The organism is Roseibium sp. (assembly GCF_048260565.1).
Classification (GTDB): domain Bacteria; phylum Pseudomonadota; class Alphaproteobacteria; order Rhizobiales; family Stappiaceae; genus Roseibium.
Genome location: NZ_JBLXGP010000017.1, coordinates 92,876 through 118,485 on the forward strand (window position 1 = coordinate 92,876; position 25,610 = coordinate 118,485).

Genomic DNA, 25,610 nt, shown 5'->3' on the forward strand with positions numbered 1-25,610 from the left:
GGAACAAATCCCCGCGCCGCGCAAAACGGCCGATACTCCACCTCTACGGCCGTCTTACGCCTCCTGCAGCACCTTTTCCGCCTCACCGTGCTGGACCAGCGGTCGGTTGCCCGACAGCCTGCGGATCAGCACGTAGAAGACCGGTGTCATGAAGATGCCGAAGAAGGTGACGCCGAGCATGCCGGAGAAGACCGCGACGCCCATGGCGACGCGCATCTCCGCCCCCGCCCCGGTCGACAGCACCAGCGGCACCACACCCATGATAAAGGCCATGGAGGTCATCAGGATCGGGCGCAGACGCAGGCGGCTGGCCTCGATCGCGGCCTCCACCGGTGTCCTTCCCTCGAACTCGAGTTCGCGCGCGAATTCGACGATCAGGATGGCGTTCTTCGCCGATAGCCCCACCAGCACCACCAGCCCGATCTGGGTGAAGATGTTGTTGTCGCCGGCCGTCAGCCAGACGCCCGTCAGGGCCGCCAGAACGCCCATGGGCACGATCATGATGATCGCCACCGGCAGCGCCAGGCTTTCATATTGGGCGGCGAGCACCAGGTAGACCAGGAGCAGCGCCAGCGGGAACACGATCACCCCCGAACTGCCGGCCAGGATCTGCTGGTAGGTCAGGTCGGTCCACTCGAAGCCGATCCCCTTGGGCAGGGTTTCCGCAGCGATCCTTTCGACCGCCGCCTGGGCCTGGCCGGAGGAATAGCCCGGCGCCGGTCCGCCGTTGATGTCGGCGGCGAGGAAGCCGTTGTAACGGGTCGCCCGCTCCGGCCCGGTCGTGGCCTCGACCTTCATCAGGGCCGACAGCGGGATCATCCGGCCCGATGAAGACCGCACTTCCAGCTTGCCGATGTCGTCGGGTCGTGCCCGGAACCTGGCATCCGCCTGCACCCGCACGCTGTAGGTCCGCCCGAAGGCGTTGAAGTCGTTGACATAGAGCGAGCCCAGATAGATCTGCAGCGTCTCGAACACTTCCGTCACCGACACGCCGAGCTGTTCGGCCTTGGTGCGGTCCAGATCCGCATAGAGCTGCGGCACGTTGATCTGGAAGCTGGAGAACAGCCCGGCCAGTTCCGGCGTCTGATAGGCCTTGGCCAAGAAGGCCTTGTTGGCCGCATCGAGCGCCTGGTAGCCCAGCCCGGCCCGATCCTCGATCTGCAGCTTGAAGCCGCCGGTCGTGCCGAGACCCTGGACGGGCGGCGGCGAGAACATGGCAATGAAAGCGTCCTGAATCGCACCGAACTTCTGGTTCAGCTGCATCGCAATGGCATTGCCGGAAAGCTCGGGCGTCCTGCGCTCCTCGAAATCGGTCAGCGTCGCGAAGACGATGCCGGCGTTGGAGGAGTTGGTGAAGCCGTTGATCGACAGGCCCGGAAAGGCAATCGCGTGCTCCACGCCCGGCTGGGCCATGGCGATGTCGCTCATGCGTTTGATGACGTCCTCCGTCCGGTCAAGGGTCGCCGCGTCCGGAAGCTGGGCGAAGCCGATCAGGTACTGCTTGTCCTGCGCGGGCACGAAGCCGCCCGGCACCGCAGTGAACAGGCCATAGGTGGCCCCGGCCAGCGCCAGGTAGATCACCATGACCACGCTCTTGCGCGACAGGAGCCCGCCGACACTGCGGCCATAGGCGTTGGAGCCCGCGCCGAAGGCCCGGTTGAAGCCGCGGAAGAACCAGCCGAAGACGAAATCCATCGCCCGCGTCAGCCAGTCCTTCGGCGCGTGGTGATCCTTCAGGAGCAGGGCCGCCAGCGCCGGCGACAGGGTCAGCGAGTTGACCGCCGATATCACGGTCGAGATCGCGATCGTCAGGGCGAACTGGCGGTAAAACTGACCCGACAGGCCGGAGATGAAGGCCAGCGGCACGAACACGGCAACCAGCACCAGCGCGATGGCGATGATCGGCCCGGAGACCTCCTTCATCGCCCGGTAGGTGGCATGGCGCGGGCTCAGGCCGTTTTCGATGTTCCGCTCCACGTTTTCCACCACGACGATGGCGTCATCGACCACGATGCCGATGGCCAGCACCAGCCCGAACAGGCTGAGCGCGTTGATGGAAAAGCCGAAGACATACATCACCCCGAAGGTGCCGATGATGGAGACGGGAACCGCGATCAGCGGAATGATCGAGGCGCGCCAGGTCTGCAGGAACAGGATGACGACGATCACCACCAGCGCGACCGCTTCCAGAAGCGTGTCGACCACCTTCTCGATGGAAGCGCGGACGAACTTTGTGGTGTCGTAGACGATCTTGTACTGAACCCCTTCCGGCATCGCCAGCTGCAGCTGATCCATGGTTTCGACCACCGCATCGGAAATGGCGATGGCGTTGGAGCCTGGCGCCTGAAACACGGGGATCGCGACCGCCGGCTTGCCGTCGAGCAGCGACCGCAGGGAATAGTCGGCCGCTCCCAGCTCAATGCGGGCAACGTCGCGCAGGCGCGTCACCTCACCGTTCTTGCCGGTGCGCACGATGATGTTGCCGAACTCTTCCGGTGTCTGCAGGCGCCCTTGCGCGTTGACGCTCAACTGCACATCGACCCCGTCCACGCTCGGCGAGGCACCGATGATGCCGGCCGCCGCCTGGACGTTCTGCTGGCGGATCGCATTGGTGATGTCGCTGGCGGCCAGATCATGTTCGGCCGCCTTTTGCGGGTCGACCCAGACACGCATCGAATAGTCGCCCGAACCGAACACCTGCACCTGGCCGACACCCTGGATGCGTGCCAGCCGGTCCTTGATGTTCAGGACCGCGTAGTTGCGCAGGTAAGTGATGTCGTAGCGATCGTCCGGCGACGTCAGGTTCACCACCATCATCAGATCGGGCGAACTCTTCACCGTGGTGACGCCGAGACTTCGGACCTCTGACGGAAGCCGGGGTTCGGCCTGCGACACACGGTTCTGCACCAGCTGCTGGGCCTGGTCCGGGTCGGTGCCGAGCTTGAAGGTCACCGTCAGCGTCATAACGCCATCGGAGGTGGCCTGGCTGGACATGTAGAGCATGCCCTCCACACCGTTGATCTGTTCTTCCAGCGGCGTGGCGACGGTCTGGGCGATCACCTTCGGGTTCGCGCCCGGATAGGTGGCGCGCACGACGATCGAAGGCGGCACCACCTCCGGATATTCGGAAATCGGCAGGGAGCGGAGGCCAATCAGACCCCCGACCAGGATGAGAACCGACAGCACCCCGGCGAAGACCGGGCGGTCGACGAAAAATCTGGGAATATTCATGGCAAACGCCCTCTTCGGGTAACTCCGGGGCCATCGTCCGCGGACAGACCGCCCCGCTCCGGCCGCGCGTCTTGCTGCCGGCCAAATTCGACAAGTCTTGAAGTGCCGGCAGAGCGCCGGGGCGCCCTGCCGTTCGGGATCAGGTTTCGGCAGCTATTTCGCGGCTGCCACGTCCTTCTGCATCTGGGGGTCGACCAGCGTTCCCGGACGGACGCGCTGCAGTCCGTTGACCACGATCCGCTCGCCGGATGTCAGGCCGCTTTCCACGATACGCCCGCCTTCCGTGCTCCGGCCCAGTTCAACCGGCCGGTAGGCGATCTTGTTGTCACCGTCGACGACAAAGACGAACTTCTTGTCCTGGTCGGTGCCGACGGCCCTTTCGCTCACCAGGATCTTGGTCTCCGGCTTCGGCGTGCCCATGCGGATGCGCACGAACTGTCCCGGAATCAGCCGGCCGCCGGGATTGTCGAACACGGCCCTGACCGGAATGGTGCCGCTTGCCGCATCGACCTGGTTGTCGATGAGTTGCAGCTTGCCCCGGACCGGCGCGGTTCCGCCCAGTGTTTCGATCTCCACCGGAATCCGGTCCAGGGGCGGCAAGGCCGCGGTCGAGGTCGGGAGCTCGGCCAACGCCCGGCTGACGATGTCCTCGGGAACGTCGAAACTCGCGTAGATCGGATCGACGGAGACAAGTGTCGTCAATGCCGGCGACGTGGAACCCGCCGCCACCAGGTTGCCCGCGGTAATCTCGATCCTGCCGACCTTGCCCGCGACCGGTGCGCGAACTTTGGTATAGCCGAGTTCCAGCCTTGCCGACTGCAGCGCGGCCTTGGCCGTTTGCAGGCTCGCCTGCGCTTCCACGAAAGCATTCTGGCGCTGGTCCAAAACGCTTTGCGAGATGGTCCGGTTCTCGATCAGCTTGTTGCCCCGATCCAGTTCCAGCCGGGCCAGGTTGAGCTGGGCTTCGGCCAGGGCCACCTGCCCCTCCCGCTGGGCCACCGCTGCCTCATAAGGGGCCGGGTCGATGGTGAACAGCAGATCGCCCGCCTTCACCAGCGCACCCTCGCGGAAGTCCACCGACTGGATGGCTCCGGCAACGCGCGAGCGCACCTGAACCCGGTCGACGGCTTCCAGCCGGCCGGAAAACGCGTCCCAGACCGTGATGTCACGGCTGGCCACTTGCGCCACCGTGACCGGCACGGCGGGCGGAGCCGTAGGCGTGTCCGCGGCGATAGCGGTGGTTGAGACCGGCAATTCCAGATAAAGGGTCGCCGCCGAAACGGACAAAGCGATCCCCAGGCCGGCGCCCGCAAGGGCCCAGCGTGTGCTTCTCGATGTCATTGGTCGCTCCTTTAAGCCCTCTCGGGGCTTGCCGGGTCATGCCTTCAACAGGCCTGCCCGATCATTCGATCTTCAATAAAAATTCACTGGACGCCGACTGACTTGACGAACCCTTCGAACCTTTCGTTGAGGCTGTCCTGCCAGCTTGAAGTTTCCTCGCATGCCCCGCCGTAAATCGATGGCCAGCCCGTCCCGGCGGGAAGAACGTGCTGTTGAACCTTGACGCCGGCCTCCTTGAGGCGGTCCGCGTAGCTGAGTGTCTCGTCGAGAAGCGGATCGTCCTCGGCTGAAACAATCAGCGCGGGCGCCACGCCCGATAGCCGCGAACACATGCAGGGCGCCGCGTATGGATGGCAAACACCGCCGCTCAGATACCGGCTCCAGCCTTCCGACCATCGGTCACGCATTCCGATCGCGGCCGCCTGGCGAATGGAGGCCGAGCCCATGTAGGGATCCAGCAGCGGCGACAGCAGGACCTGGCCGTCAAGCTCGTCCGCGTAGTGGTCGCGCGCCTTCAGCGCCACGGCCGCGGCGAGATTGCCACCCGCCTCCGTGCCGCCGACCAGCAGCAGCGACTTGCGATTTCCAAGCCCCGCACGCTTCTTGGCCAGAAAGCTGAAAATGGAAAAGCCGGTTTCCAGCGGCTTCGGGAAAACGGCGCCGAGCGGCGCATTGTAGTCGGCCATGACCACGATGGCCCCGGTCCGCGCAAGCGTCTCCGCGACCACGCTGTCCTTCCGGCCGTCTTCCAGAAAGGCGCCGGAATGGAAATAGATCAGGACCGGGGGCGACGTGTCGTAGTCGGCGCCCTGATAGACACGCGCGGACACGGGGCCGATGGCCACCTTGTCGAGCGTCATGTCCTTGATCTGCACCGTCATCGTTCCGGTCCGCTTCGTTTGATTTCACACGGGACAGCCTCAAAGGCTTCCCTCACCTGCCAAAAAGATATTGTTGTTCGCCTTTCGGAATAAGAGGCGATTTTCTGATTACACTATTCGAAATTTCGAATAATATCGCACCGCAATGAAACGGGAGACTGCCGGATGGATCAGCTTTCAGCCATGCGCGCCTTTCTCCGGGTCGTGGAGACGGGCAATTTCACCCGTGCTTCCGAGGCCTTGCGCATCCCGCGCGCAACGGTGACCAACCTCATCCAGAACCTCGAGGCGCATCTGCAGACAAAACTGCTCAACCGCACGACCCGGCGGGTGATCGTGACCACCGACGGCGCACTCTACTACGAACGAGCCGCCCGAATCGTCGCCGAGCTTGACGAACTGGACGGCAGCCTGACCCATTCCCAGGCCAATCCGAGCGGACGGCTGCGCGTGGAAATGTCCGGCGCCTTCGCCGACTGGATCGTCATCCCGTCCCTGTGCGGTTTCCACGAGAAATATCCGGACATCCAGATCGATCTCGGCATCGGCGACCGTACCGTCGACTACCTGGTGGAGAATGTGGACTGCGCCTTGCGCGCCGGTTCTCCCGGCGACCCGTCGCTGATCGCCCGCCGGGTTTCCGAACTCCACCTCATCACCTGCGCGGCAGCCGCCTATCTGGAGCGCTTCGGCACGCCGGACCATCCCTCCGACCTGGAAACCGGTCACTGTTGCGTCAATTATTTCGAAGCCCGAACCGGCAGGAACCATCCCTTCGCGTTCAGCAGGGACGGCGAGGAACTGGAGGTCAGCGGGCGCTCGCGCTTTTCCGTCAACGACAGCCGCAGCTACGTGACCGCCACACTCGCCGGCCATGGCGTCGCCCAGCTGCCCCGGTTCATGGTCACCGAGGAATTGGACCGCGGCGACCTGGTGCCGGTTCTGACCGACTGGACCGCCGACACTTTCCCCCTCTACATCGTTTACCCGCCCAACCGGCACCTCAGCAACAAGGTACGGGTGTTCGTGGACTGGCTGGTAAAACTGCTGGCGGACCTGGAGCAGATATAACCGGGGCCGCGACCGGCCGCGGATCATCCGCCCGACGCAACGGCGGACCATCAATCGACCGGTCCGGTTCGACAGCCGTCCCGAATTCCGTCACAGGCGGTTCATTCTTTCCGGACAAATCAAATGCCGCGCAACTTGTGGTTTTTTCATTAACGTTCTGTGTGTAAAAGCTTTTTTGCCTCACAGACAGGTGGCGGTCGACGGATAGGGCCGCATTCGGACCGGTAACGCCCCGTTACGGTCGCCTCGCCTGAACGGTCCGGACACAAGACAGGAGCACGTCATGTTTCGCCCCCTAACAGCCATCGTTCTCGCAGCTTCGCTCGGCTTTGCCCCCGTCGCCAACGCATGCACCGGCATCACGCTGACCGCGAAGGACGGGACGGGCGTTGCCGGCCGGACCATGGAGTTCGGCATGCCGATCGACTGGCACGTCGCCGTCGTGCCCGCCGGAACGCGGGTCACGCCAGAGCTGCCGGAAGGATCGGGCGGTCTCACCTACGAGACCAGGTACGGCATCGCCGGAATGACCGCCTATGAAACGACCGATTTCGTGGACGGGATCAACGAGGAAGGCCTCTACGTCGGGCTGTTCTATTTCCCCGGATATGCAAGTTATCCCGACCTTAGCGACGACAACCGCGCCAAGGCGCTCGCGCCCCAGCAATACGCAACCTGGCTGCTCGGCAACTTCGCCACCGTTGAGGAGGTGAAGGCGCATTTCGACGACATCGTGCTGGTGGCCGCCGAGTTCAAGCAGATGGGACAGGTCATCCCGATGCATATTCGCGTTGTCGACAAGACCGGCACCGCCATCGTCATCGAGCCGACCGACAAGACCCTCAAGATCTTCGACGCCCCGCTCGGCGTCATCACCAATTCGCCGACCTACGACTGGCACATGACGAACCTCTCCAATTTCGTCAACCTGTCGCCCCTCAACGTTCCGCCGGTCAAGCTGGACGGCGTCGAACTGCAGGCGGCCGGACAGGGCGCCGGCATGCACGGTCTGCCGGGCGATTTCACGCCGCCGTCGCGGTTCATTCGCGCCGCCGTGTTCTCTCAGTCGGCGATCCCGGTCGAGACCGGCGCCGAGGTGCTGGAACAGGCCTTCCACATCCTCAACACCTTCGACATCCCCTATGGCGCGGTGCGCGGCGAGGAGAACGGAAAGGTCGCTCCCGACTACACCCAGTGGACCGCCGTTGCGGACATGACCAATGTGACCTGGACCGTGAAGACCTATGACGCGCAGGACCTCCGCGTGGTCGACGTCAAGGCGGCCCTGGCCGCCGCAGGCGGCAAGGTCGTCCATATCGATTCCAAGCAGTGGTCGCAGTCGTTCACGGACATTTCGTCCGACTTCAAATAGGGCGGCCCTCTCAAGGGCTACTTCAAGTCCGGCCCCCGGAGCGAGATCGCGCTCCGGGGGCATTTTTTTGCGTAGCAGCCCGTAGCGCCCCGATCCGATTTCGACGCCTGGCGTGACATCTCCGGTCAAGGGAGGAGAGCAAGGCGGAGACTGCGGGTTATCGTGGCGGGGACGGAGGATCGGAACAGGGGCGGAAGGGGACCGGTGGCTTTTGGGAGACAAGAGCCGACACCCTGCCCTCAGTCGAGCAGAAGTCGCCCTTCGGATATCGCTTGCACTTTGATCACCAAAAACCGCCGTGCTTCACGACCGTCAGCAGCCGCAGGTCTGGCCGACGACCTTGTCCCAGTTCCCCTGCTTGAGGTCTTCCGGCTTGATGAAGAAATCGGCTTCGCCCGCATCGCAGAGCATCATGTTCGAGCCATAATCGGAGAAAAGCTGAAACAGCAGCATGTTCGGATCATTCACGGGAAGATTGAACTGCACGGAAGACAGATATCCGAAGAGCTGGTGAAAGGGCTGGCCAAAGCTGCGGCCCGGTTTCTCCGGCAGCGGCGCATCCTCGCTTTCACGCCGTATCAGCGGCTGATGTTGCCCGGCCAGATAGATGCTTTCGGGGAGCCGTCTGGCAAGAGCCGTATCGCTGCCGCTTTGATTGATCAGCTCATTCAGCGTTCGCTGGACCGCCTCCACGATCAGGTTCTTGTACTTGAACTCCGATGTGAGGAACCGGTTCAGATATTCGATGAAGTCTCGGGCGTTCCCGGCGTCGAGGTCATGCCCATGCTGCCGGCCGCACCAGTCCTTCCATCTGCCCAACCGGGAGAGGAAGTCCCGAAGATCGCTGTCGTCGGGAACCTCACTCCAGCGTGCCAGCCGTCCTTCTATATAGCGGCAGAACAGGCTGATGCAGAGTGGGCTGTATGGGAAGCCGGTCTCGTCGTGTGGTTTCAACGACCTGATTTTCTCGAGGATCGGGGGGCTGTCATAGGCGCTGATATTGAATACGGGAAAGAAACGGGATGGAGGCCGGCCCGTGAAGACTTTCGGAAAGATCCTGTCCAACTGCCTGACGTAATAGCGGTCCCGCGCCTCCCTGTAGCCGTCGGGCGCCTTGACCATCAACAAGTCAGATGGCGCGGGCATCGTGGAAAACCCGGAAAAGACAAGCGGCCATTCCGGATAGCTGCGCATAACGGGCTTGTCCGGAGGGGAGAAATCTTCGTCAAAGAGGTTCTCGGAGCCGTTGATCGCGCCAAGATCTTCCGGCGGCGGCGTCCTGATGCCATTCGACAGCGGATCATAGACGACCCTGGTGTCGTTGCGCGGATCTCCGCTGAAGTCTTCCCCCCACAGCATATCCTCATCGAGCCGGGCAAAGAACAGCAGCGTGCCGCGCTCCGGGCATTCCTCCGGGCGCCAAGGGAGTTCCGACAGGTCGATCTGAGCCATGAAGTGCAGGGGCATGCCAGCCTTAACATACCGTGCGTCGCTGACCGTACGCGGCCATTCCAGGCCCGCGGGAAGGTCCGGATCCCCACCGACCTTGCTGCGCCCGACCGGTATCCCGGGAGGCGGATAGGGACGATAGGCAATGACGGCTGGACGCGACATTCCATCGACAAAGTCGGCAAAAAAATCCGGTTCCCACGGTGGCACCTCCGCCTTGAACGGATCCGCGTCTTTTCGAAGCGGGCCAGTTCGGCCGTTTGCCTGCGGGCTGGTGGGGGAGACAGGGGCGGCTGGGGGGACAGGGGTGGCCGGGGGGAACGGAGCCGTTCCGGTATCGCGTTCCGGAGCAACAGCCATGGGACGAGCGGGGCGGTTCATGATCGCCTCGAGGCGTTTTGGATCGATAAGTGGCTGGCCGTCCTTCGGCAGGGACTTGCGGCGCATGCGTGTCCGGACGCTTCCCGGCGCCCGGCGGGCCGTCTTGTCCTTGCGCAGAAAATACCTGGCAACCTGGTTGAGCAGCAGCACGATCAGAGCGAGCAGGACAACATATTTGGCCGGACCGGCGGTTTGGCGTGTCTTTCCAGCGTCAACGTCTTCGAAGCCCGGCACGATCGTGCTCCGCAAGGGGGCAGCACCCGTCGCGGGCGAAGGCGGCTGTGATGCCGTGTCCTGGGGTAAAAAGCCGGCGATCATCATCTCGAAATGTGGGGAGATGTGCCTGAAGAGATCGCTATTGGGAAAAACAGCCAGAAAGGCGAGAAGTGCGATCGGCAGGATGGGGATGCCCGTGGGCGTGTCTTTCTTGAGGAGGGCCCCCACGATGATCAGCACCGGCACCGCCATGATCAGGACAGCGGCATTTATCGCAAGAAAGTGGCCCAGCGCCTTCGTGAAGCCCAGCCAGATCGACAGAGAGGCGATCAGCTTGGCACCGCCGCCGCCTATATATCCCATCGCGAAGACCCCGAACAGGGCCACCATCACGGCGGCCGCACACAAGGTGTTTTCCACGATCATCGGGACCGGCGCGTCGAAGAAGACCGCGGTAATGTAAAACAACAACACGATGACTTGCGGGATAATGTTGGGAATGGCCATCTTGGCTGATCGCTCGCAGTCTCCTGAGGGGGACAATTCCAGATGGTGTAAAATCTGCCGATGAATATTTGGTTGCATTTTTTTCGGATGAAACGTTCTTCCTGTTTCCGGCGAACGTGCTTGCCGAGCTGCACTACGCACAAGTCTCCGTCTGATGCGCTGACTCCCCGTTCAGGCCGGTGACATTGTCTGAGATCGGCACGCGGTCGCCAAGGAAGAGATCTGTTCAACATAAAATCCTGCAACATCAGCCCCTCCGTACGTGAGGGAAGCATATCGGCCAGCTTTCACTTGAGGCACCTTTGTCAGGGCGGAAAAGGCTTGATCCGATGGCGTGATCAGGGGATCTTGCGGTCAAACGGCAGATCACTTGGGGAATGAAGGTTTGGATCGGCATTCTGGGTTGGTCATTGATGGAAGCGGCAATAACAAATGCGAAACCCAAGCCTGAAATCGGTAATACTGACTTTATTTCTGATCCTGACCCTTCCCGTTTTCATTGGCGTCATAACTTTTAATTACTTGTCCAGCGAAGATATTGCGCGCAGTGACTCGCTCAAGAGGATCGAGCAACATCAGTCGAATGCCGCTGACAGTGTCGAAAACCTTTTCCGCGAGGTTTCCGCCAGTGTTGAGACCATGGCCAGCGCCGGGCGCGTTCAGCCAGGCCTTTTCCAGAACATTGGCGCTTTGGATTTTCTGGCGACTGTCGCGCGTGGAACACCAGACGTTCTAAGCGCCTATGTCGGTCTTGAAACCGACGGTACTTTCCTGCAGGCGAGGGCGATGCTGGACGGGCAGAACGTTCATGACGCGCCCTTGCCCGGCGGCACGACGTTCGCTCATCGCTGGATCATTCCCGATGGGGATGGCGCGTTTGATGAAACTTACGAGTTCATGAACGCAGACAACCAGGTCACGGGGAGATCACGTGCGGCCAGCACCTATGATCCACGCAAACGGTTCTGGTACAAGGTAACCAAGGACGCTGACAGGCTTACTATTTCGGACCCGGATCTGTTTGCGACCTTGTCATTGGTCGGCTTCACCATCGCCGCACCGATCTATTGGCACGACCGGTTTTCGGGCATCGTTGCGATCGATCTGACGCTGGAGGGGCTCTCAAGTTATCTGGCGGAGCGCCAGGTCAGTCCCAATTCTGTCAGCTTTATTCTCGACGCCCACGGCAATATCATTGCGAACTCTCAAGAACGCACGGTTTCCCAGAAGATCGGAGACAGGCTGAGGCTGACCCACATCAGCGAGTGGGCCGATCAGATGGTCGGTATCGTTTACAGTCAGCGCGAGATTCAGGACCGTGGTGCGCAATCCTATTTTGTGCAGCACAACGGCAGGGAATTCGTCGCCTCACTGAAACCGATTGAATCTGTCGCTCACAAGGACTGGCAGATCTTTGTCATCGCGCCGATGGATGACTTCAACGCTGAAATAAAATCTAACAACCGCCGTATGCTTTTGCTCGGACTTGGGGCGACGGCCTTGCAGATCCTGATCATCTGGCTGTTGGCCAAGAAACTGTCGACGCCGCTGGAACGATTGGCGAGCAGCGTTGAAAACATCCGTGACCTTCGGCAGGAGACGGTGAACGACCTTCCCAGAACACGCGTGCGGGAGATACAGATGCTGTCCAGCGCGGTTGAGACGTTGGACACCGCGATCCGTTCCTTCGCTTCGTTTGTGCCGGTCAGCCTGGTGAGGGACCTGCTTCAGTCGGAGCAGAAACTGGAAATTGGCGGCAGCAGCCGCTTCCTGACGATTTTCTTCTCGGACATGGAAGGTTTTTCCGACCTCTCCGAGAAAATCCCGTCCAAGGAACTAGTCCAGAGGGTTTCGGACTATCTCAACATCGCGACAAAATCGGTGAATCGCGAAGCGGGCACGATCGATAAATTTATCGGTGATGGTGTCATGGCATTCTGGGGTGCGCCCGCGATCATGGAGGACCACGCACGGCGGGCCTGCCTGGCCGCGTTGCATATCCAGCGTGCGGTCGGCGAATTGAACGCGGAAGTCCTGGCAGTCGGCGGTAACCCGCTCAATGTGCGGATCGGGATCCATAGCGATGCGGTGATTGTCGGCAATATCGGCTCGCCCGAACGGATGAGCTATACGGTGCTTGGCGACGGTGTGAACATAGCGTCGCGGCTGGAGGCGCTGAACAAGACCTACGGAACCAACATCTGCATCAGTCACTCCGTTTACAAGGAAGCCGGTGACAGTCTCTGTGTCCGGCCCATCGGAGATGTCCGGGTCAAGGGACGGCGCGCAAGCATCACCGTCTACGAGTTGCTGGGTGCGTACGGTCAGGGGGCGGAATACGAGCCGGATGAGGAAACCCTGCGGCTTGCGGAAATCAGCCGTGCTGCTTTCGAGCTGCGTCTGGCCGGCGACGATGACGGGGCGATCGCGCTCTATCGCAAAATCCTGATCGACTATCCCGACGATCCGGTCGCGCGGACGGTGCTGGCGGAAATGAACTCTGCCAACCGAACCGGAACTGCCGTCGGCTGACCCTGGTCCTTAGATCCTAATAGGCCCGAGGCGCGTCCGAGAAGCGGGCTGTTACAAGCCGGTGCAGCAGGCGGGAGGAGGCGACGACGGTCTGCATCAGGCCGAAAAACAGCAGCACGGTGAGCGCATATAACACAAACCGCCAGACCGACTGGCCAAGCAGCTCTGCCTCCGACAGTACCACGCTCATGGCCTCGTTCACGCCGATTGCCGCTCCGAAGCAGGATGCGGACACAAGGATCTGAAAGGATCTGGCCATATTGGGGATCAGCAACATGGCGGCGCGATGTGCGCCTCGATGCCACTGGACCAGGGCTTCGCTGACCTGATCATAGGCGTAGGAGGTAATGTAAGGCAGACATGCCAGGGTTACGAACATGATCCTGGGATCGGCGAACCAGGCTTCCAGGGCCGAATAATGACTGCGCAGAACCCCCGCCAGGAAAAACATCGCAATGAAGACCGGTGTTGCCCGCAGGACCGAGATCGATGATCCGATGACGCCGCTCACCACCGGGTTTTGCAATCGTCCCAGCAACGCCAGAAGCCCGCCGCTTGCAAGTCCGATAACGAGGGCCGAGATTGCGATTTCGAAGTTGACCAGCAAACCTTCGGCAATGCGCAGCGGCAGATCTTCCGAAAAAGGTCCAATCATGGCGTCAGCCTTTCGGTTCCAGTCGTTCGATGCGCACACGAAGCCTGCGGCTCAGGCGGACGACGACCATGACGACCAGAATATAGAAGATTAAGAGAATCCAATATGTTATGGCCTGGTTTCGGGAAAAGGACGTGATGTCGTTGAGCGCATTGGTAAGGTCGGCGACGCCGACGAAACTGGCCGCCGAAATCCCGCGCGTCGCATTGGTGAGGAAGGCTTCGATCTGCGATGCCGACCGGATTACGGCTTGGCGCCAGCGCTCTCCTTTTCCCTTGGGCGTCTCCACAGACCGCCAGGCATCGGCGATTGCCTGCCCCGCGAAGGCTCCGTTCATGAGCGCGATGGAGAGGATGGCAACCAGGAGCGCCACAACCTGCGAATAGGAGAACAGTTGGTTTGCAGCCGTCGCAACGCAGACCAGGATCAGGATGGGAGGGCTGCTTTGCAGGACGGCCAGCAGCACCGCCAGCGGCCATTTCAACAATCTGCTTTCTGAGGTCAGGCAAACGGCGAGGATGAAGCTCATGGCCAGCGTCGCGATCAGCGCACCGGCCACTGCGATCAATGACACCAGCATGCCATTGGTAAAAAGGTCCCAGGCAACATCGCTGTAAAACACGGCAAGGTGTTCTTGTGCCCAGGCATAGGCCGATTCAACGAAAGCCTTGAACGGACTTGGCGTAAGTTCGGCCTTAAGCGGTGGAGCCAGGCATTTCGACGGAGACTGTCGGCAGTCGTCACGCTGCCACAGCGTTTGCATGCGTTCGAGATATTCGGTCTCTATCGAATGCTTCCGGGCAATATCCAGCAATACGCCTTCCGCATGCAGGTCGATCGAAAGCCGGTCCAGCAGGTCAGCCAGCTGGTCGCTTCCCTGAGGTGAGACCGCCATGCCCCACGGAATCTCGCCGAACCCCAGCTTGCGTTCGAACTGCGCCGCCATCTCGGGATCGGCCATGGCGTTGGCGAGGACGCTGTCATCCTGTGCAATGAAGGTGCAGGTTCCCGACCGCAGATTTGAGACCAGCCGGGCCGGCGTGTCGAACAGCATCACCCGGGCCACGCGCGGCACAAGCAGCGTGTTCGCATAATTGCCGACCGTCGTGCAGACGGTCTTGTCCGACATGGCGTCCCAGGAGCCGATTTCCAGCCGCCGGGGCCCGATGATGACCGTCTGGCTCGAGTAGTAGTGCGGCCGGATGAAACGCGCGTTGGCGTCGCGGGTCGAATTGTGGCCCATGGTGGCGATGACCAGGTCGATCTGGCCATCGGACAGAGCGGAAATGCGTGTCACCGGCGTGACGTCGACAAACTCCACGTCGACACCCAGCATTGCTCCGATCTGTTCCGCAACGTCGATCTCGAAGCCTTCGCGTTCGCCCTGGCGCTCGGTGGCAAAGCGGGAATAATCGCTTCGCACGCCGACGCGGATCACGCCATTGCAGAGGATGTCGTAGAGGCGGTCGCCCCGCTCAGTGGAATTACACCGTTGAAGCGCTTCGGTCCTCGCCTGCTCGACCAGCGTGGAGACAGACTGGGCGGTGGCCGTTGAAGGCCAGGGCAGAAGCATCAGAGCGAGCAACAGCAGGGACAGGAGAGGTCTTGGCATCCGGCTTCCCGATCTCATGCCCAACTTGCGACAGCCAGACAGACGCGGCCGAAAACATGTTCTCCCAACGTGAAGACATCTTCGCCATAGCCGCTCGCGCCGTGGGTCAGTGCGGACACTTTGAGCGGGGAAAGGTGGACAATCGTCTCACGGCAGGTCTGCAGCGACAGTCCCCGCGCTCGCAGATAGGCGCGGGTCTGTTCAATTCCGACAAAACGATTGTGGGTGCAAACCGCAAGACCTCCCGGGGCGAGGTGCTCCGACAGGCCTTCCAGGAACGGGTCGAGCAATTTGCGTCCATCGGCCCCACCCATGGCCCACGTGGGCAGACGCCCCGGCAAGGTCAAAGAAGGGGTGGGGAAATGAGGCAGGTTGGCGAGGATCAGATCAAAGCTTCTTATACCGTAAGGCTGCCAGAGCGGGCCAAGGAGACAGCTGAAGTCGGTCGATCCTTGCGGCAATCGGGAGAAGGAAGCGGACACGGCATCAAGTGCGTCCCGTTCAACGTCACTCACGGTTACGGAACGTGCTCCGAGCAATGAGGCCTGCATCGCAACAACACCGCTGCCGGTGCCGATTTCGCAGACTGTGCGATCGGCCACCCGATCGACGTTCTCTTGCAGAAAGCCAAGCAGCATGGTCGTGTATTCGGTCGGAGAAAACACGCCGATAGACATCTGTGTTTCCGTTCCTGCGCAGGAAGATAACGTGTTTTCAGCCATGATCCGCACTATAAGCAGAAATCGCAAACCGGACGTAAACCGTCCGTGTTTTCCGTGCCCTGGCAGGCAGATGTTGCTTCCCGAAGTCCGCGCGACGCTGAGGAAGGTCGACAAGACGTAGCAGGTCTGCCGTTGCCTTTACCCGGCGGAGGCTCCCGGCGGGTTTAGGCGGGTAATTTCATTTCAGTCCATGACCGGACAAATTACGCCGGCATACTTTTTCAGCAGTCTGGGCAGAAAGCGGCGTTTGTTGCAGAGTGAACGAATAGCTGAAATGGCGCCGGGAGGGGACTGGCAAGATTGGATTCGGATAACAGGAAATCGGACCTTAGAGCATGGCTGTCCCAATGCAGCTTTCGGCCCTGAGCGGTCATTCACTCGCCGATATGATGCTGCGATGCAGCCCGTCGAAGCAGACATTCGTTGCATTGCATATGCGAAGTCGGTTGACACAACAAACCACCGAACTCTCTCCACCGCAAGCTTCTAAAAGGCCGGCCGAGCTTGCGAAAAGAAAAACAACGAACTAAAGCTGCTTACCCCACTGAGCCGGACCTTCAATCGGTTATGAAGTAGATTGCGGACTTTAAAAATGCCCCCGACACACATCCCTGTAATCGACGTTTTTGCAGGGCCGGGAGGACTGGGGGAAGGCTTCAGCAGATATAAGCATGCGGGTGCAGGGTTCGACATTAAGCTCTCAATCGAGAAAGAACCTGTCGCACATAAAACCCTGCTCCTTCGGTCCTTTTTTCGAAAATTCAGTGATAGAACGCCCCCCGACGAATACTATCAGTATGTGAGGGGTGAAATAAGTAAAGATGATCTGTTCGCCAGATATCCGAAGGAGGCCGAAGAGGCATCTGAGGAAGCATGGTGCGCGGAGTTAGGAAAAACTCCGCGAGAAGAAGTTCACAGCAGAATTACCGGTGCACTCAACGGTGCCGAAAACTGGTTGTTGATTGGTGGACCACCCTGCCAGGCCTATTCGATGGTAGGCCGCAGCCGTATTCTCGGAAAATTACGTGAAAAGTTCTCGATGGAGTTGGGGCCACTATTCCAGGAACAAAATGGCCACCTGAACAGCGAAGAATTGGCTCGGGTTTCCACCGAGGCCACCAATAGCCGCGCAAGGGACCAGTTCTACGAAGACCATCGCCACAAATTATACAAAGAATATCTTGAGATTGTTGCGGTCCATCAGCCAAGCATATTCGTCATGGAGAATGTAAAAGGCATTCTGTCAAGCAAAGTAAAAACCCAAAACGTATTGGAGAATATACTAAGAGACCTAAGATCCCCGTGGCATGCCCTTGATGCTGATCGTCGCGACGGCCTTATGAAACCCGAAAAGGTTTTTGACTACAAAATCCAGTCGTTTGTTGTAGAAACTGTCGATGGAATTGAACCCTCGTGGAGAGATTTCGTAATAAATTCTGAAGATTTTGGCATTCCTCAGAAACGGCATAGAGTAATTCTTCTTGGAATAAGAAATGATATTACTGCTAAACCTCGAAGCCTAAAGAGAGCAGACAGGCTTGTTTCGGTTAAAGAGGTAATCGGCAATCTACCAAAGGTACGGAGCCACATTTCAAGACGACCTGACAATTCTTCTGAATGGGCAGATGCAATACGGACAGGTATAGAACAGGTATTGCACCCTCATGTTGAGAACGAGTATGTCCGCTCGAACATAACTCACGCGCAAAAGAGCCTCGCCATCGATAGTGGCGTTGGAGGTCAATATCTGGAAGGGGATTATTCTCTTACTGGCGCACTTGGTTCCTGGTTGGCTGATAAAAAAGTAGGCGGTATTTTGCAGCATCGAGCCCGCAGCCACATGGTTTCTGACCTAATTCGGTATATGTTCGCTGCTTCATACGCACAACATACTGGGGTTTCACCCACCCTGTATGAGTTCCCAAGTGTCTTATTACCAAATCATAAAAATACAAAAGATCTAGCAATAGGTTCTGGAAGGAAAGAGCGCAGTGTGATTTTTGAAGATCGATTTCGGGTACAAACGGCAGACAAGCCGGCAAGTACGATTACGTCGCATATTTCGAAGGATGGACACTATTATATTCACTACGATCCCGCTCAATGTCGAAGTTTGACAGGAAGGGAAGCTGCAAGGCTACAGACTTTTCCAGATAACTATTTCTTCGAGGGAAATCGCACAGAACAATATCATCAGATTGGCAATGCTGTTCCACCATATTTAGCTTATCAATTAGCTGATGTGGTTGCAGACTTGTTTATGAGAACAAGTCTCAATGCAGCGAGGAAATAGCCTCCGTCTCGTTTCTGGTTCTTGGCTATCTGAAAGAAAGAATTGGCTGACAAGATTTCGAAAAAACACCGAAGCTGGAACATGTCTCGAATTAAGAGCAAGAACACTGCTCCAGAAATTCGCTTTCGCAGTCTGCTTCATGCCGCTGGATTTCGATACCGGTTAAACGTCTCGAATTTACCCGGCAAACCTGACCTTGTTCTAAAAAAATATAATTCCGTGATCTTTGTTCATGGTTGCTTTTGGCACCGGCACAAAAATTGTAAATTTGCAACCACTCCGAAATCAAGAACAGAGTTCTGGAATAAAAAATTTCAAGACAACGTCTCGAGAGATTTAAGGAACCAGAGAGAACTCCGACTGACTGGATGGCAGGTTTTAATCGTCTGGGAATGCGAGATTCGACAATTTCCTGACAGGGTTCTCGATAGAGTACGAAAACAACTGATCGCCCAAAATCATTGACCAGCCTCTTGTTTGTCTAAACCTATGGGGGGCCGCGTCCTAAAAAAGTTGCCTGGACAGGCCTTCACCATATACACCTTCGGTTGCACACTCGATCCGTGGCGCATCTCCGACAGAGACGAACTCAAATTACATCTGGTGAAAAATGAGAGAACTCACTCTAAAATACGACCCTTTAACTATCAAACATCTGGGTGTTTCTCTCTACTCTCAGTTACCCAGCGTTTTTTCAGAATTAGTTTCTAATGCTTACGATGCTGACGCCGACAACGTTCGTATTGAACTAACCGAGGGGCCTCAAGGTAAGGAAATTTACATTTCTGACGACGGCCATGGGATGGCTCTGGAGGAAATTGACGAGAAATATCTAATGGTCGGCCGCAACCGCCGAGACCAGGGCGATACAGCGATCTCACCCAAAAAAAATCGTCCCGTAATTGGTAAAAAGGGACTGGGAAAGCTGTCGGTTTTCGGCGTGTGTACCGAAATCGTGGTTCGAACAGTGCGTGATGGCCTTGAGAATAGCTTCTCTATGGATTTGAAAGAAATAGAAAGACTTAAAGGCGAGTACCATCCCAAAATAATTTCGCAAAATACAAATACAACTGACGCATCCGGAACAGAGATTTGGCTTAAAAAAATTAAGCGTAAAAGCCCCTTTGACCTAAACTTACTAGCCAAAAATCTAGCTAAGAGGTTCATAATATTTGACGAAATGAGAGTGCAAATGTCACTCAACGGAACGGATGAAGTAATTTTAACAAACGAAATGAAATTTTCTGAACTGGATATTGAATTTCAGTGGGATTTCCCGAGCGATTTTTTTGACAAAAACTACGACTATTGGAATCTGATCAAAGGCAAAATACTAACCCCTAAAACGCCGGTAAGAGACACCTCAATGAGGGGAATCTACCTCGTCTCACGAGGTAAAATCGTCAATGAGCCAGAGTTTTATGGAGCTCGAGACAATGATCTTGTGCACACTTACATCACTGGCTATTTGAGCGTCGACTTTATCGACGAGTTCGATGAAGACATCATCAGCACGGATCGCCACTCTCTTATATGGGAGAACGACAGAGCGTCAGAACTACGAACCTACCTACAGCACGTGGTTCGTAAATTAGGCGCTGACTGGAATAAGAAAAGAAGCGACAAAAAAACTGCGTCAATCGCAAAATCGGGAAATATTGATGTCAATGAATGGAAGAAAGGGCTTGTTTCATACGAAAGAACACTTGCCGAGAAAATTATAAATCCTGTCTTGGAAGATCCGCTAATTGACGTCGAAAAATCTGCTCGTCTTATCGGAAACGTCATTGAGAAATTCGACAATAAATCATTCAAAGATTATGCCTCGGACCTTGCTGAACGTGTTGCTCCAACTGAACTTCCTCGAATAATCGAATTAATGGAAGAATGGAAAATCACAGAAGCAAAGGAACTAAGCGCTCTCGCAACAGCCCGCGTTGAGGTGATAACCAAGTTTGAACAATTGTTGAGCAGCGACACGAAAGAAGTCCCGACGCTTCACAATTTCCTAAAGCAATTTTCTTGGCTTCTTGATCCCAGAGTTCTGGAGTTTCAGGATGAGGTAACATATTCAAAGCTTCTCAAAGAAACATACCCTGAAGAAGAACTTGAAGAGTCCGACAGAAGGATTGATTTCTTGTGCAGCAATACATTGGGAGGAATTCTTTATGTTATCGAAATTAAGAGAAGCAAATACGTAGTCGACAAAAAAGCACTCGAACAAGCATACGATTACGGAGCATTTCTTAAAGATAAATTCGCTTCAGCGTCAGGATTCTCAAAAGTTGTTTGCTATGTGGTCGGAGGACAGAAGTCGTCTGAAACCATTTTCAGGTCCAAGGAGCAAACTTATATGAGTACAGGCGAGGTTTTTGTAAAAACATATCGAGAATTGTTGGAGCAATCTAAAATATTCCATCGTGAATTTATTGATGCCAAGAAGCAATATCAATAGTTTTACTTGAACAAACGCCAAATATTCGTTGTTGACAAATGCAGAGGCCTGCAATGCAGACTTGGATGCTAACCATTACAGGTCGTAAAAAATATTGGGGTAACAAACAATATGGAAACGACCCTGCTCGAACATACAGCTATGACAGTTTCGTACAAAATCACAAGGCTATTTCTATAGACGACGTTGTCTTGGTGAGAGAAGGCGATTGGATAACTGGTCTTTCGAGAATAGATGGAATTCATCAGCAAAGGGGGAACAAGCTACTTCAAGAATGTCCTGTATGCGGCTCAAGGCGAATACGTAAAAGAGAAAAGATAATACCTCCTTGGAAATGTGAATACGGGCACCAGTTTGATGCACCAGTCATTTTAAATCGAAAAGTCGTCACATATACTGCCGACTTTGAGAATAGATATGTCGAGCTTCCCAAAAGAGTGGACTGGCGGAAGCTTCAGAATTCCTTCAGCAACAAGAGCGCTCTATCAATTCGGAAGGTGTCCGCTGAGGCACTGCTCGAAGCCGCTGATCCGGAACTGGGTGTTCTGCAGGACGCTTTAAGGAATTTTCTAAACGAAGTACCGGTGGCGGACCGAAACCACGAGGTCCTCTCGTCAGCTGCAGCCAAATCGAAAGCTGCTCTGATGGATTTGGAGGATTTTCTTGCGGGCTGCAAGGCGAACGACGACGTAGACCCTCGACATGATAATAAGCTGACGCTGCCACTCAACGGCGAGCAGTTGAATGCGCTGCACTTTGAAATTGGAGAAATACGCGAACAGCTTGATGACCCCTTGATGGAATTAGACGTTCCAAAGGAACCCAGTTTTGTATTCCAGCAAACACGCAGCTTTCTGACGGAGTTCATTAAAAGTGCTGGCAAGACGGCCGGCGCTTTGGCCGCTGCCGGAACTGCTGCAAAGCTTCTAGGTTTGCTCGATGCAGCTGTGGTTGCACTACAAACTTTGGCTCAATAGCAGAGGCACTCGAAGACTCCGTTCTTGAGGGGCTGGTTCCCGACGCTCTATAGACCTTTGCTCAACCCGCAACGAACGGCGGCTTTACGGACCAGACCGAGCACCCGCAAAGGACCGAAATGAGGGCGCGAAGCCGCCATTGAACCAACAGGTGTTGAACGGCAGCTCAGGGCCGGATTTGCCATCACATCCACGGCCGATGAATGTCAGCTGAGCACGATCGGAGCACGTAACCCGCCAGTCTCTTTACGGCCCCTTTTCGGTCATTCATTTGAACCGCAGTAAAAGTCCGCTTCCCCACCCTTCTTAGACATTTGTTCGAACCGCAACGAACGCCGGCTTTCAGGAGCGATCTGAAATCGGGCAAACGTCCGAAATGAGGGCGTAAAGCGGCCATTCGCGTAGAGATCCTCAAGGGCAGGTTGGGGACGAGCCCTCTCGCCGCTCACCCCCTCACAAATGCAGATACTGTTCCACGTGGTCGCGGTCGGCGTTGAAGGCTTCCGCGTCGCCGTTCCAGACGATCTCGCCCTTTTCGATCACGTAATAGCGGTCCGAAATCCGGGACAGCTCGTCGAGGTTCTTGTCGATCAGAAGGATCGACAGGCCGCTTTTCTTCAATTGGGCGAGCATGGACCAGATTTCCTCGCGGATCAGCGGGGCGAGGCCTTCGGTGGCCTCGTCGAGGATCAGGAGGTCCGGGTTGGTCATCAGGGCGCGGCCGATGGCCAGCATCTGCTGCTCGCCGCCCGACAGCTGGAAACCAAGGTTGCGCCGGCGCTCCGCGAGGCGCGGGAAGGCCTCGTAGATCTTTTCCTCCGTCCAGCCGTCCGGAACGGCGCGCGCGGTCGCGCGCAGGTTTTCGCTGACGGTGAGCGAGGGGAACACCAGCCGCCCCTCCGGCACCAGCCCCAGCCCCGCCTGGGCGATCCGGTAGGGCGGTTCGCCGGTCAGGTCCTCACCCTTCACCAGCACCCTGCCTTCGGTGGGCTTCAGGAGCCCCATCAGGCAGCGCACCGTGGTCGTCTTGCCCATGCCGTTGCGGCCCATGAGCGTGGTCACCTGGCCTTCGGGCAGGTCGAGGTCGATGCCGAACAGGACCTCGGCGTTGCCGTAGCCCGCATGCAGACCGGTTACAGACAGGAGAGCGCTCATTTGTGGGTGTCTCCGAGATAGGCTGCCCGGGCCGCCGGGTCGTTTCGAACGTGATCCGGGCTGCCCTCAGCCACGACTTCTCCATTGACCAGCACGGACACCGTGTCCGCCAGACGGAAGATCGCGTCCATGTCATGTTCCACCAGCAGCATCGGAATGCTGCGGCGCAGATCGGCCAGAATGTCGATCAGCATGGCGCTCTCCACACGCCCAAGGCCAGCCATGGGTTCATCCAGAAGCAGCAGCCTCGGCGCGCCGGCCAGAGCGATCGCCAGTTCCAGGAGCCGGCGTTCGCCGTGGGACAGGTCGGCTGCGGGCACCAGGGCCCGATCGCCCATGTTGAGGCGTTCCAGCGTCGCCATGGCGATGTCGTTCAGGGTCTTCTCTTTTGCCGCAGGGCGGAAGAACCGGAAGCTCGAGCCGGATTTGGCCTGGGCCGCCAGTGCCACGTTTTCCAGAACCGAGAAGGACGGCAGGATCGAGGTTAGCTGGAACGTGCGCCCCAGACCTGCCTGCGCCCGCTGCGATGGCCTGCTGGCGGTGATGTTGCGGCCGGCGAGGACGATCTCGCCCGCGTCCGGGCGGAGGACCCCGGAGATCTGGTGGATCAGCGTCGTCTTGCCCGCGCCGTTCGGCCCGATGAGCGCATGGCATTGGCCTTCGGGAACGGTGAGCGTGATGTTGCGGCTGACATGCACGGCGCCGAAGTGCTTGTTCAGGTCGCGGATCTCCAGCACGCTCATGATGCCTCCTCCCCGCTTGTGACAGGCGCACCCGTCTGGCCGGCCCCGGCCTTTACCGGAAACAGCAGGTCGCTCAGGCCTCCCTTGGCGTAGAGCGCCATCAGCACCAGCAGCGGGCCGTAAAGAAGCCGCCACTCGTGCAGGACGGACCCGAGCACCTCCTCGACGATGACCAGGAAGAACGCGCCGAACAGCGCGCCGTTGCGCGTCCCCAGGCCGCCCAGAACCACGACCACCAGCAGGTCGCCGGAGCGCTGCCAGGTGGCAAGCGCGGGGCTGACGAATTCCGCCTGTTGCACGGTCAGCAGGCCCGCGACGGCGGCGATCATGCCGGCGATCACATAGGCGGTGAGCCGGTAGCGGAAGACCGAAAAGCCGATGATCTCGGTGCGCTCGGAATTGTCGCGCGCGGCCCGCAGCACCCGGCCGAAGCGGGACCCGTTCAGGCGGTTCACGCCCCACCAGGTCAAAACCAGCGTTGCCAGGACGACCAGGTAGAGCTGGCCGCCGCTCTGAACCACATCGCTGCCGAAGAACGTTGCCAACGACCACAGCGTCAGCCCGTCGTCGCCGCCATAGGGGGCCAGCGAGGTCAGGGTGAAATAGGTCATCTGGCCGAAGGCGAGCGTGATCATCAGGAAGTAGACCCCGGAGGTCCTGAGCGCCAACGCCCCGGTGACCAGGGCAAACAGCCCGGAGACGGCGAGCGCGATCAGCAGCAGAACCAGGATATTCTCGATCCCGCTTTGAAGGCCGATGGCCGCCGCATAGGCGCCGATGGCGACGAAGGCGGCGTGGCCCAGGCTGAGCATGCCGCCCTGGCCGACCAGAAGATCGAGCGAGATCGCCGCGATCGCGAGCAACATCGCCTTGATCAACAGATTGAGGAGATAGGAATGACCGATCAGCGGCAAGACGAAATGGGCGGCCAGCAGGAGCGCGAATACGAGCCCCATGACCAGGAAACTGCGATCCACGCGCATTACGCGGCCCCCTTCGCCGGCAGCAGCCCCTGCGGGCGGAACACCAGGATGACGGCCATCAGGATGTAGATCAGCATCGATGCCAGCGCCGGTCCCACCTGGGTGGAGACGGAGGGCGGAAAGACGAGTTCCAGCCCCTCGGTCAGGAGCGTGCGGCCGAGCGTGTCGAACAGGCCGACCAGAAGGGCTGCCAGAAAGGCGCCACGGATCGAGCCGATGCCGCCGATGATGATGACCACGAAGGCAATGATCAGGATGTTGTCGCCCATGCCCGGCTCGATGGCGAAGATAGGGGCGGCGATCACGCCGGCAAAGCCGGCAAGCATGGCGCCGACGCCGAAGACGATCATGAACAGTTTCTGGACGTTGACCCCGAGCGCGGACACCATCTCCGGCGTTGTCGCGCCGGCGCGGATCAGCATGCCCACCCGTGTCCGCGTCACCGTGACGTAGAGCGCGGCGGCCACGATGAGCCCGGCCAGGATCGTGGCGAAGCGATACACCGGATAGCGCAGCTGTTCGGTCAACTGGATCGATCCGGCGAGGAACTCCGGCGGCTGGATCGACAGCGTCGCGGGACCGAAGATCACCTTGGCCAATTCATTGAGAAAGATGATGATGCCGAAGGTCGCCAGCACCTGGGCCAGGTGATCGCGGCCGTAAAGACGCCGGAAAACGAAATGCTCCAAAAGCAGACCGAGCAGAAGGGCTGCGGCCATCGACAGGACGACGGCGACGACGAAGCTGCCCGTCAGCTGGTGAAAGGCAAAGACCAGATAGGCCCCCACCATGTACTGCACGCCATGGGCCAGGTTGATGAACCCCATGACACCGAAAACGAGCGTGAGACCGGCTGCGATCAGGAACAGGAGCGTGCCGTACTGGAGCCCGTTCAGGCATTGAATCAGAAGGAGGGTGAAAGACACCACGACTGCCTTTTGTTGATGGGAAACGCCCGCTCCCGAAGGGGACAGGCGCGAGAACCTGCCGACAAAGCCCTCCCTTCTCCGCAGGCCAGGCGCGAACTGAGCGCC

General features: G+C 58.3%; 18 protein-coding genes. 7 read left to right on the plus strand and 11 right to left on the minus strand.

The genetic code is table 11. From position 1 onward, the window contains the following. Nucleotides 1-54: 54 nt before the first annotated feature. The 3 genes from ACN0SO_RS24995 to ACN0SO_RS25005 form a co-directional block, all read right to left on the minus strand. The gene (locus tag ACN0SO_RS24995; RefSeq protein WP_417682263.1) at nt 55-3,231 is read right to left on the minus strand and encodes an efflux RND transporter permease subunit; all 3,177 of its coding nucleotides are present in this window, start codon (nt 3,229-3,231) and stop codon (nt 55-57) included. Nucleotides 3,232-3,384: 153 nt separating this feature from the next. Then, nucleotides 3,385-4,572 carry an efflux RND transporter periplasmic adaptor subunit gene (locus ACN0SO_RS25000; RefSeq protein WP_417682265.1) on the minus strand — a complete coding sequence of 396 codons (1,188 nt, stop codon included), beginning with the start codon at nt 4,570-4,572 and terminating at the stop codon, nt 3,385-3,387. 83 nt (nt 4,573-4,655) lie between these two features. Beyond that, entirely contained in the window at nt 4,656-5,453 is a 798-nt protein-coding gene (locus tag ACN0SO_RS25005; protein ID WP_417682266.1) for an alpha/beta hydrolase fold domain-containing protein, read from the minus strand. A gap of 165 nt (nt 5,454-5,618) precedes the next feature. Here ACN0SO_RS25005 and ACN0SO_RS25010 point away from each other — a divergent pair, with 165 nt between their 5' ends. Next, nucleotides 5,619-6,524 carry a LysR substrate-binding domain-containing protein gene (locus tag ACN0SO_RS25010; protein ID WP_417682267.1) on the plus strand — a complete coding sequence of 302 codons (906 nt, stop codon included), beginning with the start codon at nt 5,619-5,621 and terminating at the stop codon, nt 6,522-6,524. A 283-nt stretch (nt 6,525-6,807) separates the two neighbouring features. After that, nucleotides 6,808-7,896, plus strand: a complete 1,089-nt coding sequence (locus ACN0SO_RS25015) for a linear amide C-N hydrolase (protein ID WP_417682269.1) — start codon at nt 6,808-6,810, stop codon at nt 7,894-7,896. A gap of 312 nt (nt 7,897-8,208) precedes the next feature. Here the strand turns inward: ACN0SO_RS25015 and ACN0SO_RS25020 are convergent, their stop codons facing one another. Then, the gene (locus ACN0SO_RS25020) at nt 8,209-10,449 is read right to left on the minus strand and encodes a DUF1963 domain-containing protein (RefSeq protein ID WP_417682271.1); all 2,241 of its coding nucleotides are present in this window, start codon (nt 10,447-10,449) and stop codon (nt 8,209-8,211) included. A gap of 432 nt (nt 10,450-10,881) precedes the next feature. On the opposite strand from ACN0SO_RS25020, the gene ACN0SO_RS25025 reads away from it, so the two are divergent. After that, nucleotides 10,882-12,981, plus strand: coding sequence for an adenylate/guanylate cyclase domain-containing protein (locus ACN0SO_RS25025; protein WP_417682273.1), 2,100 nt, complete (start codon nt 10,882-10,884; stop codon nt 12,979-12,981). A 16-nt stretch (nt 12,982-12,997) separates the two neighbouring features. Here ACN0SO_RS25025 and ACN0SO_RS25030 read toward each other — a convergent pair whose 3' ends face one another. Genes ACN0SO_RS25030 through ACN0SO_RS25040 form a run of 3 tightly spaced genes read right to left on the minus strand, consistent with a single transcriptional unit; the run spans nt 12,998 to nt 15,925 of the window. Then, nucleotides 12,998-13,636 (minus strand): hypothetical protein, encoded by a 639-nt coding sequence (locus ACN0SO_RS25030; RefSeq protein ID WP_417682275.1) that lies wholly within the window; start codon nt 13,634-13,636, stop codon nt 12,998-13,000. A 4-nt stretch (nt 13,637-13,640) separates the two neighbouring features. Beyond that, the gene (locus ACN0SO_RS25035) at nt 13,641-15,248 is read right to left on the minus strand and encodes a transporter substrate-binding domain-containing protein (RefSeq protein ID WP_417682277.1); all 1,608 of its coding nucleotides are present in this window, start codon (nt 15,246-15,248) and stop codon (nt 13,641-13,643) included. 14 nt (nt 15,249-15,262) lie between these two features. Further along, complete coding sequence (locus ACN0SO_RS25040) at nt 15,263-15,925, minus strand: 50S ribosomal protein L11 methyltransferase (RefSeq protein ID WP_417682279.1); 663 nt, start codon at nt 15,923-15,925, stop codon at nt 15,263-15,265. A gap of 637 nt (nt 15,926-16,562) precedes the next feature. Between ACN0SO_RS25040 and ACN0SO_RS25045 the strand changes: the two genes are divergently transcribed. The 4 genes from ACN0SO_RS25045 (at nt 16,563) to ACN0SO_RS25060 (ending at nt 21,695) form a co-directional block, all read left to right on the plus strand. Then, entirely contained in the window at nt 16,563-18,263 is a 1,701-nt protein-coding gene (locus tag ACN0SO_RS25045) for a DNA cytosine methyltransferase (RefSeq protein ID WP_417682281.1), read from the plus strand. Nucleotides 18,264-18,305: 42 nt separating this feature from the next. After that, entirely contained in the window at nt 18,306-18,728 is a 423-nt protein-coding gene (locus tag ACN0SO_RS25050) for a very short patch repair endonuclease (RefSeq protein ID WP_417682283.1), read from the plus strand. A gap of 145 nt (nt 18,729-18,873) precedes the next feature. Further along, on the plus strand, nt 18,874-20,718 hold the full coding sequence (locus tag ACN0SO_RS25055; protein WP_417682285.1) for an ATP-binding protein: 1,845 nt from the start codon (nt 18,874-18,876) through the stop codon (nt 20,716-20,718). A gap of 53 nt (nt 20,719-20,771) precedes the next feature. Continuing rightward, nucleotides 20,772-21,695 carry a hypothetical protein gene (locus tag ACN0SO_RS25060; protein ID WP_417682287.1) on the plus strand — a complete coding sequence of 308 codons (924 nt, stop codon included), beginning with the start codon at nt 20,772-20,774 and terminating at the stop codon, nt 21,693-21,695. A gap of 453 nt (nt 21,696-22,148) precedes the next feature. Here ACN0SO_RS25060 and ACN0SO_RS25065 read toward each other — a convergent pair whose 3' ends face one another. From ACN0SO_RS25065 to ACN0SO_RS25080, 4 genes are read right to left on the minus strand one after another with little or no spacing between them, the layout of a single operon-like run. Then, complete coding sequence (locus tag ACN0SO_RS25065) at nt 22,149-22,850, minus strand: ABC transporter ATP-binding protein (protein ID WP_417682289.1); 702 nt, start codon at nt 22,848-22,850, stop codon at nt 22,149-22,151. Further along, complete coding sequence (locus ACN0SO_RS25070) at nt 22,847-23,593, minus strand: ABC transporter ATP-binding protein (protein ID WP_417682291.1); 747 nt, start codon at nt 23,591-23,593, stop codon at nt 22,847-22,849. Before ACN0SO_RS25070 ends, ACN0SO_RS25065 begins: the two co-directional genes overlap by 4 nt. Beyond that, entirely contained in the window at nt 23,590-24,576 is a 987-nt protein-coding gene (locus tag ACN0SO_RS25075) for a branched-chain amino acid ABC transporter permease (protein WP_417682293.1), read from the minus strand. The genes ACN0SO_RS25070 and ACN0SO_RS25075 overlap by 4 nt, the downstream gene beginning before the upstream one ends. Beyond that, nucleotides 24,576-25,502, minus strand: coding sequence for a branched-chain amino acid ABC transporter permease (locus ACN0SO_RS25080; protein WP_417682295.1), 927 nt, complete (start codon nt 25,500-25,502; stop codon nt 24,576-24,578). The genes ACN0SO_RS25075 and ACN0SO_RS25080 overlap by 1 nt, the downstream gene beginning before the upstream one ends. Nucleotides 25,503-25,610 lie beyond the last annotated feature (108 nt).

Coding starts and splice junctions, on each gene's coding strand:
- ACN0SO_RS24995 (WP_417682263.1), bottom strand. CDS start 3,231: ATGAATATTCCCAGATTTTTCGTCGACCGCCCGGTCTTCGCCGGGGTG.
- ACN0SO_RS25000 (WP_417682265.1), bottom strand. CDS start 4,572: ATGACATCGAGAAGCACACGCTGGGCCCTTGCGGGCGCCGGCCTGGGG.
- ACN0SO_RS25005 (WP_417682266.1), bottom strand. CDS start 5,453: ATGACGGTGCAGATCAAGGACATGACGCTCGACAAGGTGGCCATCGGC.
- ACN0SO_RS25010 (WP_417682267.1), top strand. CDS start 5,619: ATGGATCAGCTTTCAGCCATGCGCGCCTTTCTCCGGGTCGTGGAGACG.
- ACN0SO_RS25015 (WP_417682269.1), top strand. CDS start 6,808: ATGTTTCGCCCCCTAACAGCCATCGTTCTCGCAGCTTCGCTCGGCTTT.
- ACN0SO_RS25020 (WP_417682271.1), bottom strand. CDS start 10,449: ATGGCCATTCCCAACATTATCCCGCAAGTCATCGTGTTGTTGTTTTAC.
- ACN0SO_RS25025 (WP_417682273.1), top strand. CDS start 10,882: ATGCGAAACCCAAGCCTGAAATCGGTAATACTGACTTTATTTCTGATC.
- ACN0SO_RS25030 (WP_417682275.1), bottom strand. CDS start 13,636: ATGATTGGACCTTTTTCGGAAGATCTGCCGCTGCGCATTGCCGAAGGT.
- ACN0SO_RS25035 (WP_417682277.1), bottom strand. CDS start 15,248: ATGCCAAGACCTCTCCTGTCCCTGCTGTTGCTCGCTCTGATGCTTCTG.
- ACN0SO_RS25040 (WP_417682279.1), bottom strand. CDS start 15,925: ATGTCTATCGGCGTGTTTTCTCCGACCGAATACACGACCATGCTGCTT.
- ACN0SO_RS25045 (WP_417682281.1), top strand. CDS start 16,563: ATGCCCCCGACACACATCCCTGTAATCGACGTTTTTGCAGGGCCGGGA.
- ACN0SO_RS25055 (WP_417682285.1), top strand. CDS start 18,874: ATGAGAGAACTCACTCTAAAATACGACCCTTTAACTATCAAACATCTG.
- ACN0SO_RS25060 (WP_417682287.1), top strand. CDS start 20,772: ATGCAGACTTGGATGCTAACCATTACAGGTCGTAAAAAATATTGGGGT.
- ACN0SO_RS25065 (WP_417682289.1), bottom strand. CDS start 22,850: ATGAGCGCTCTCCTGTCTGTAACCGGTCTGCATGCGGGCTACGGCAAC.
- ACN0SO_RS25070 (WP_417682291.1), bottom strand. CDS start 23,593: ATGAGCGTGCTGGAGATCCGCGACCTGAACAAGCACTTCGGCGCCGTG.
- ACN0SO_RS25075 (WP_417682293.1), bottom strand. CDS start 24,576: ATGCGCGTGGATCGCAGTTTCCTGGTCATGGGGCTCGTATTCGCGCTC.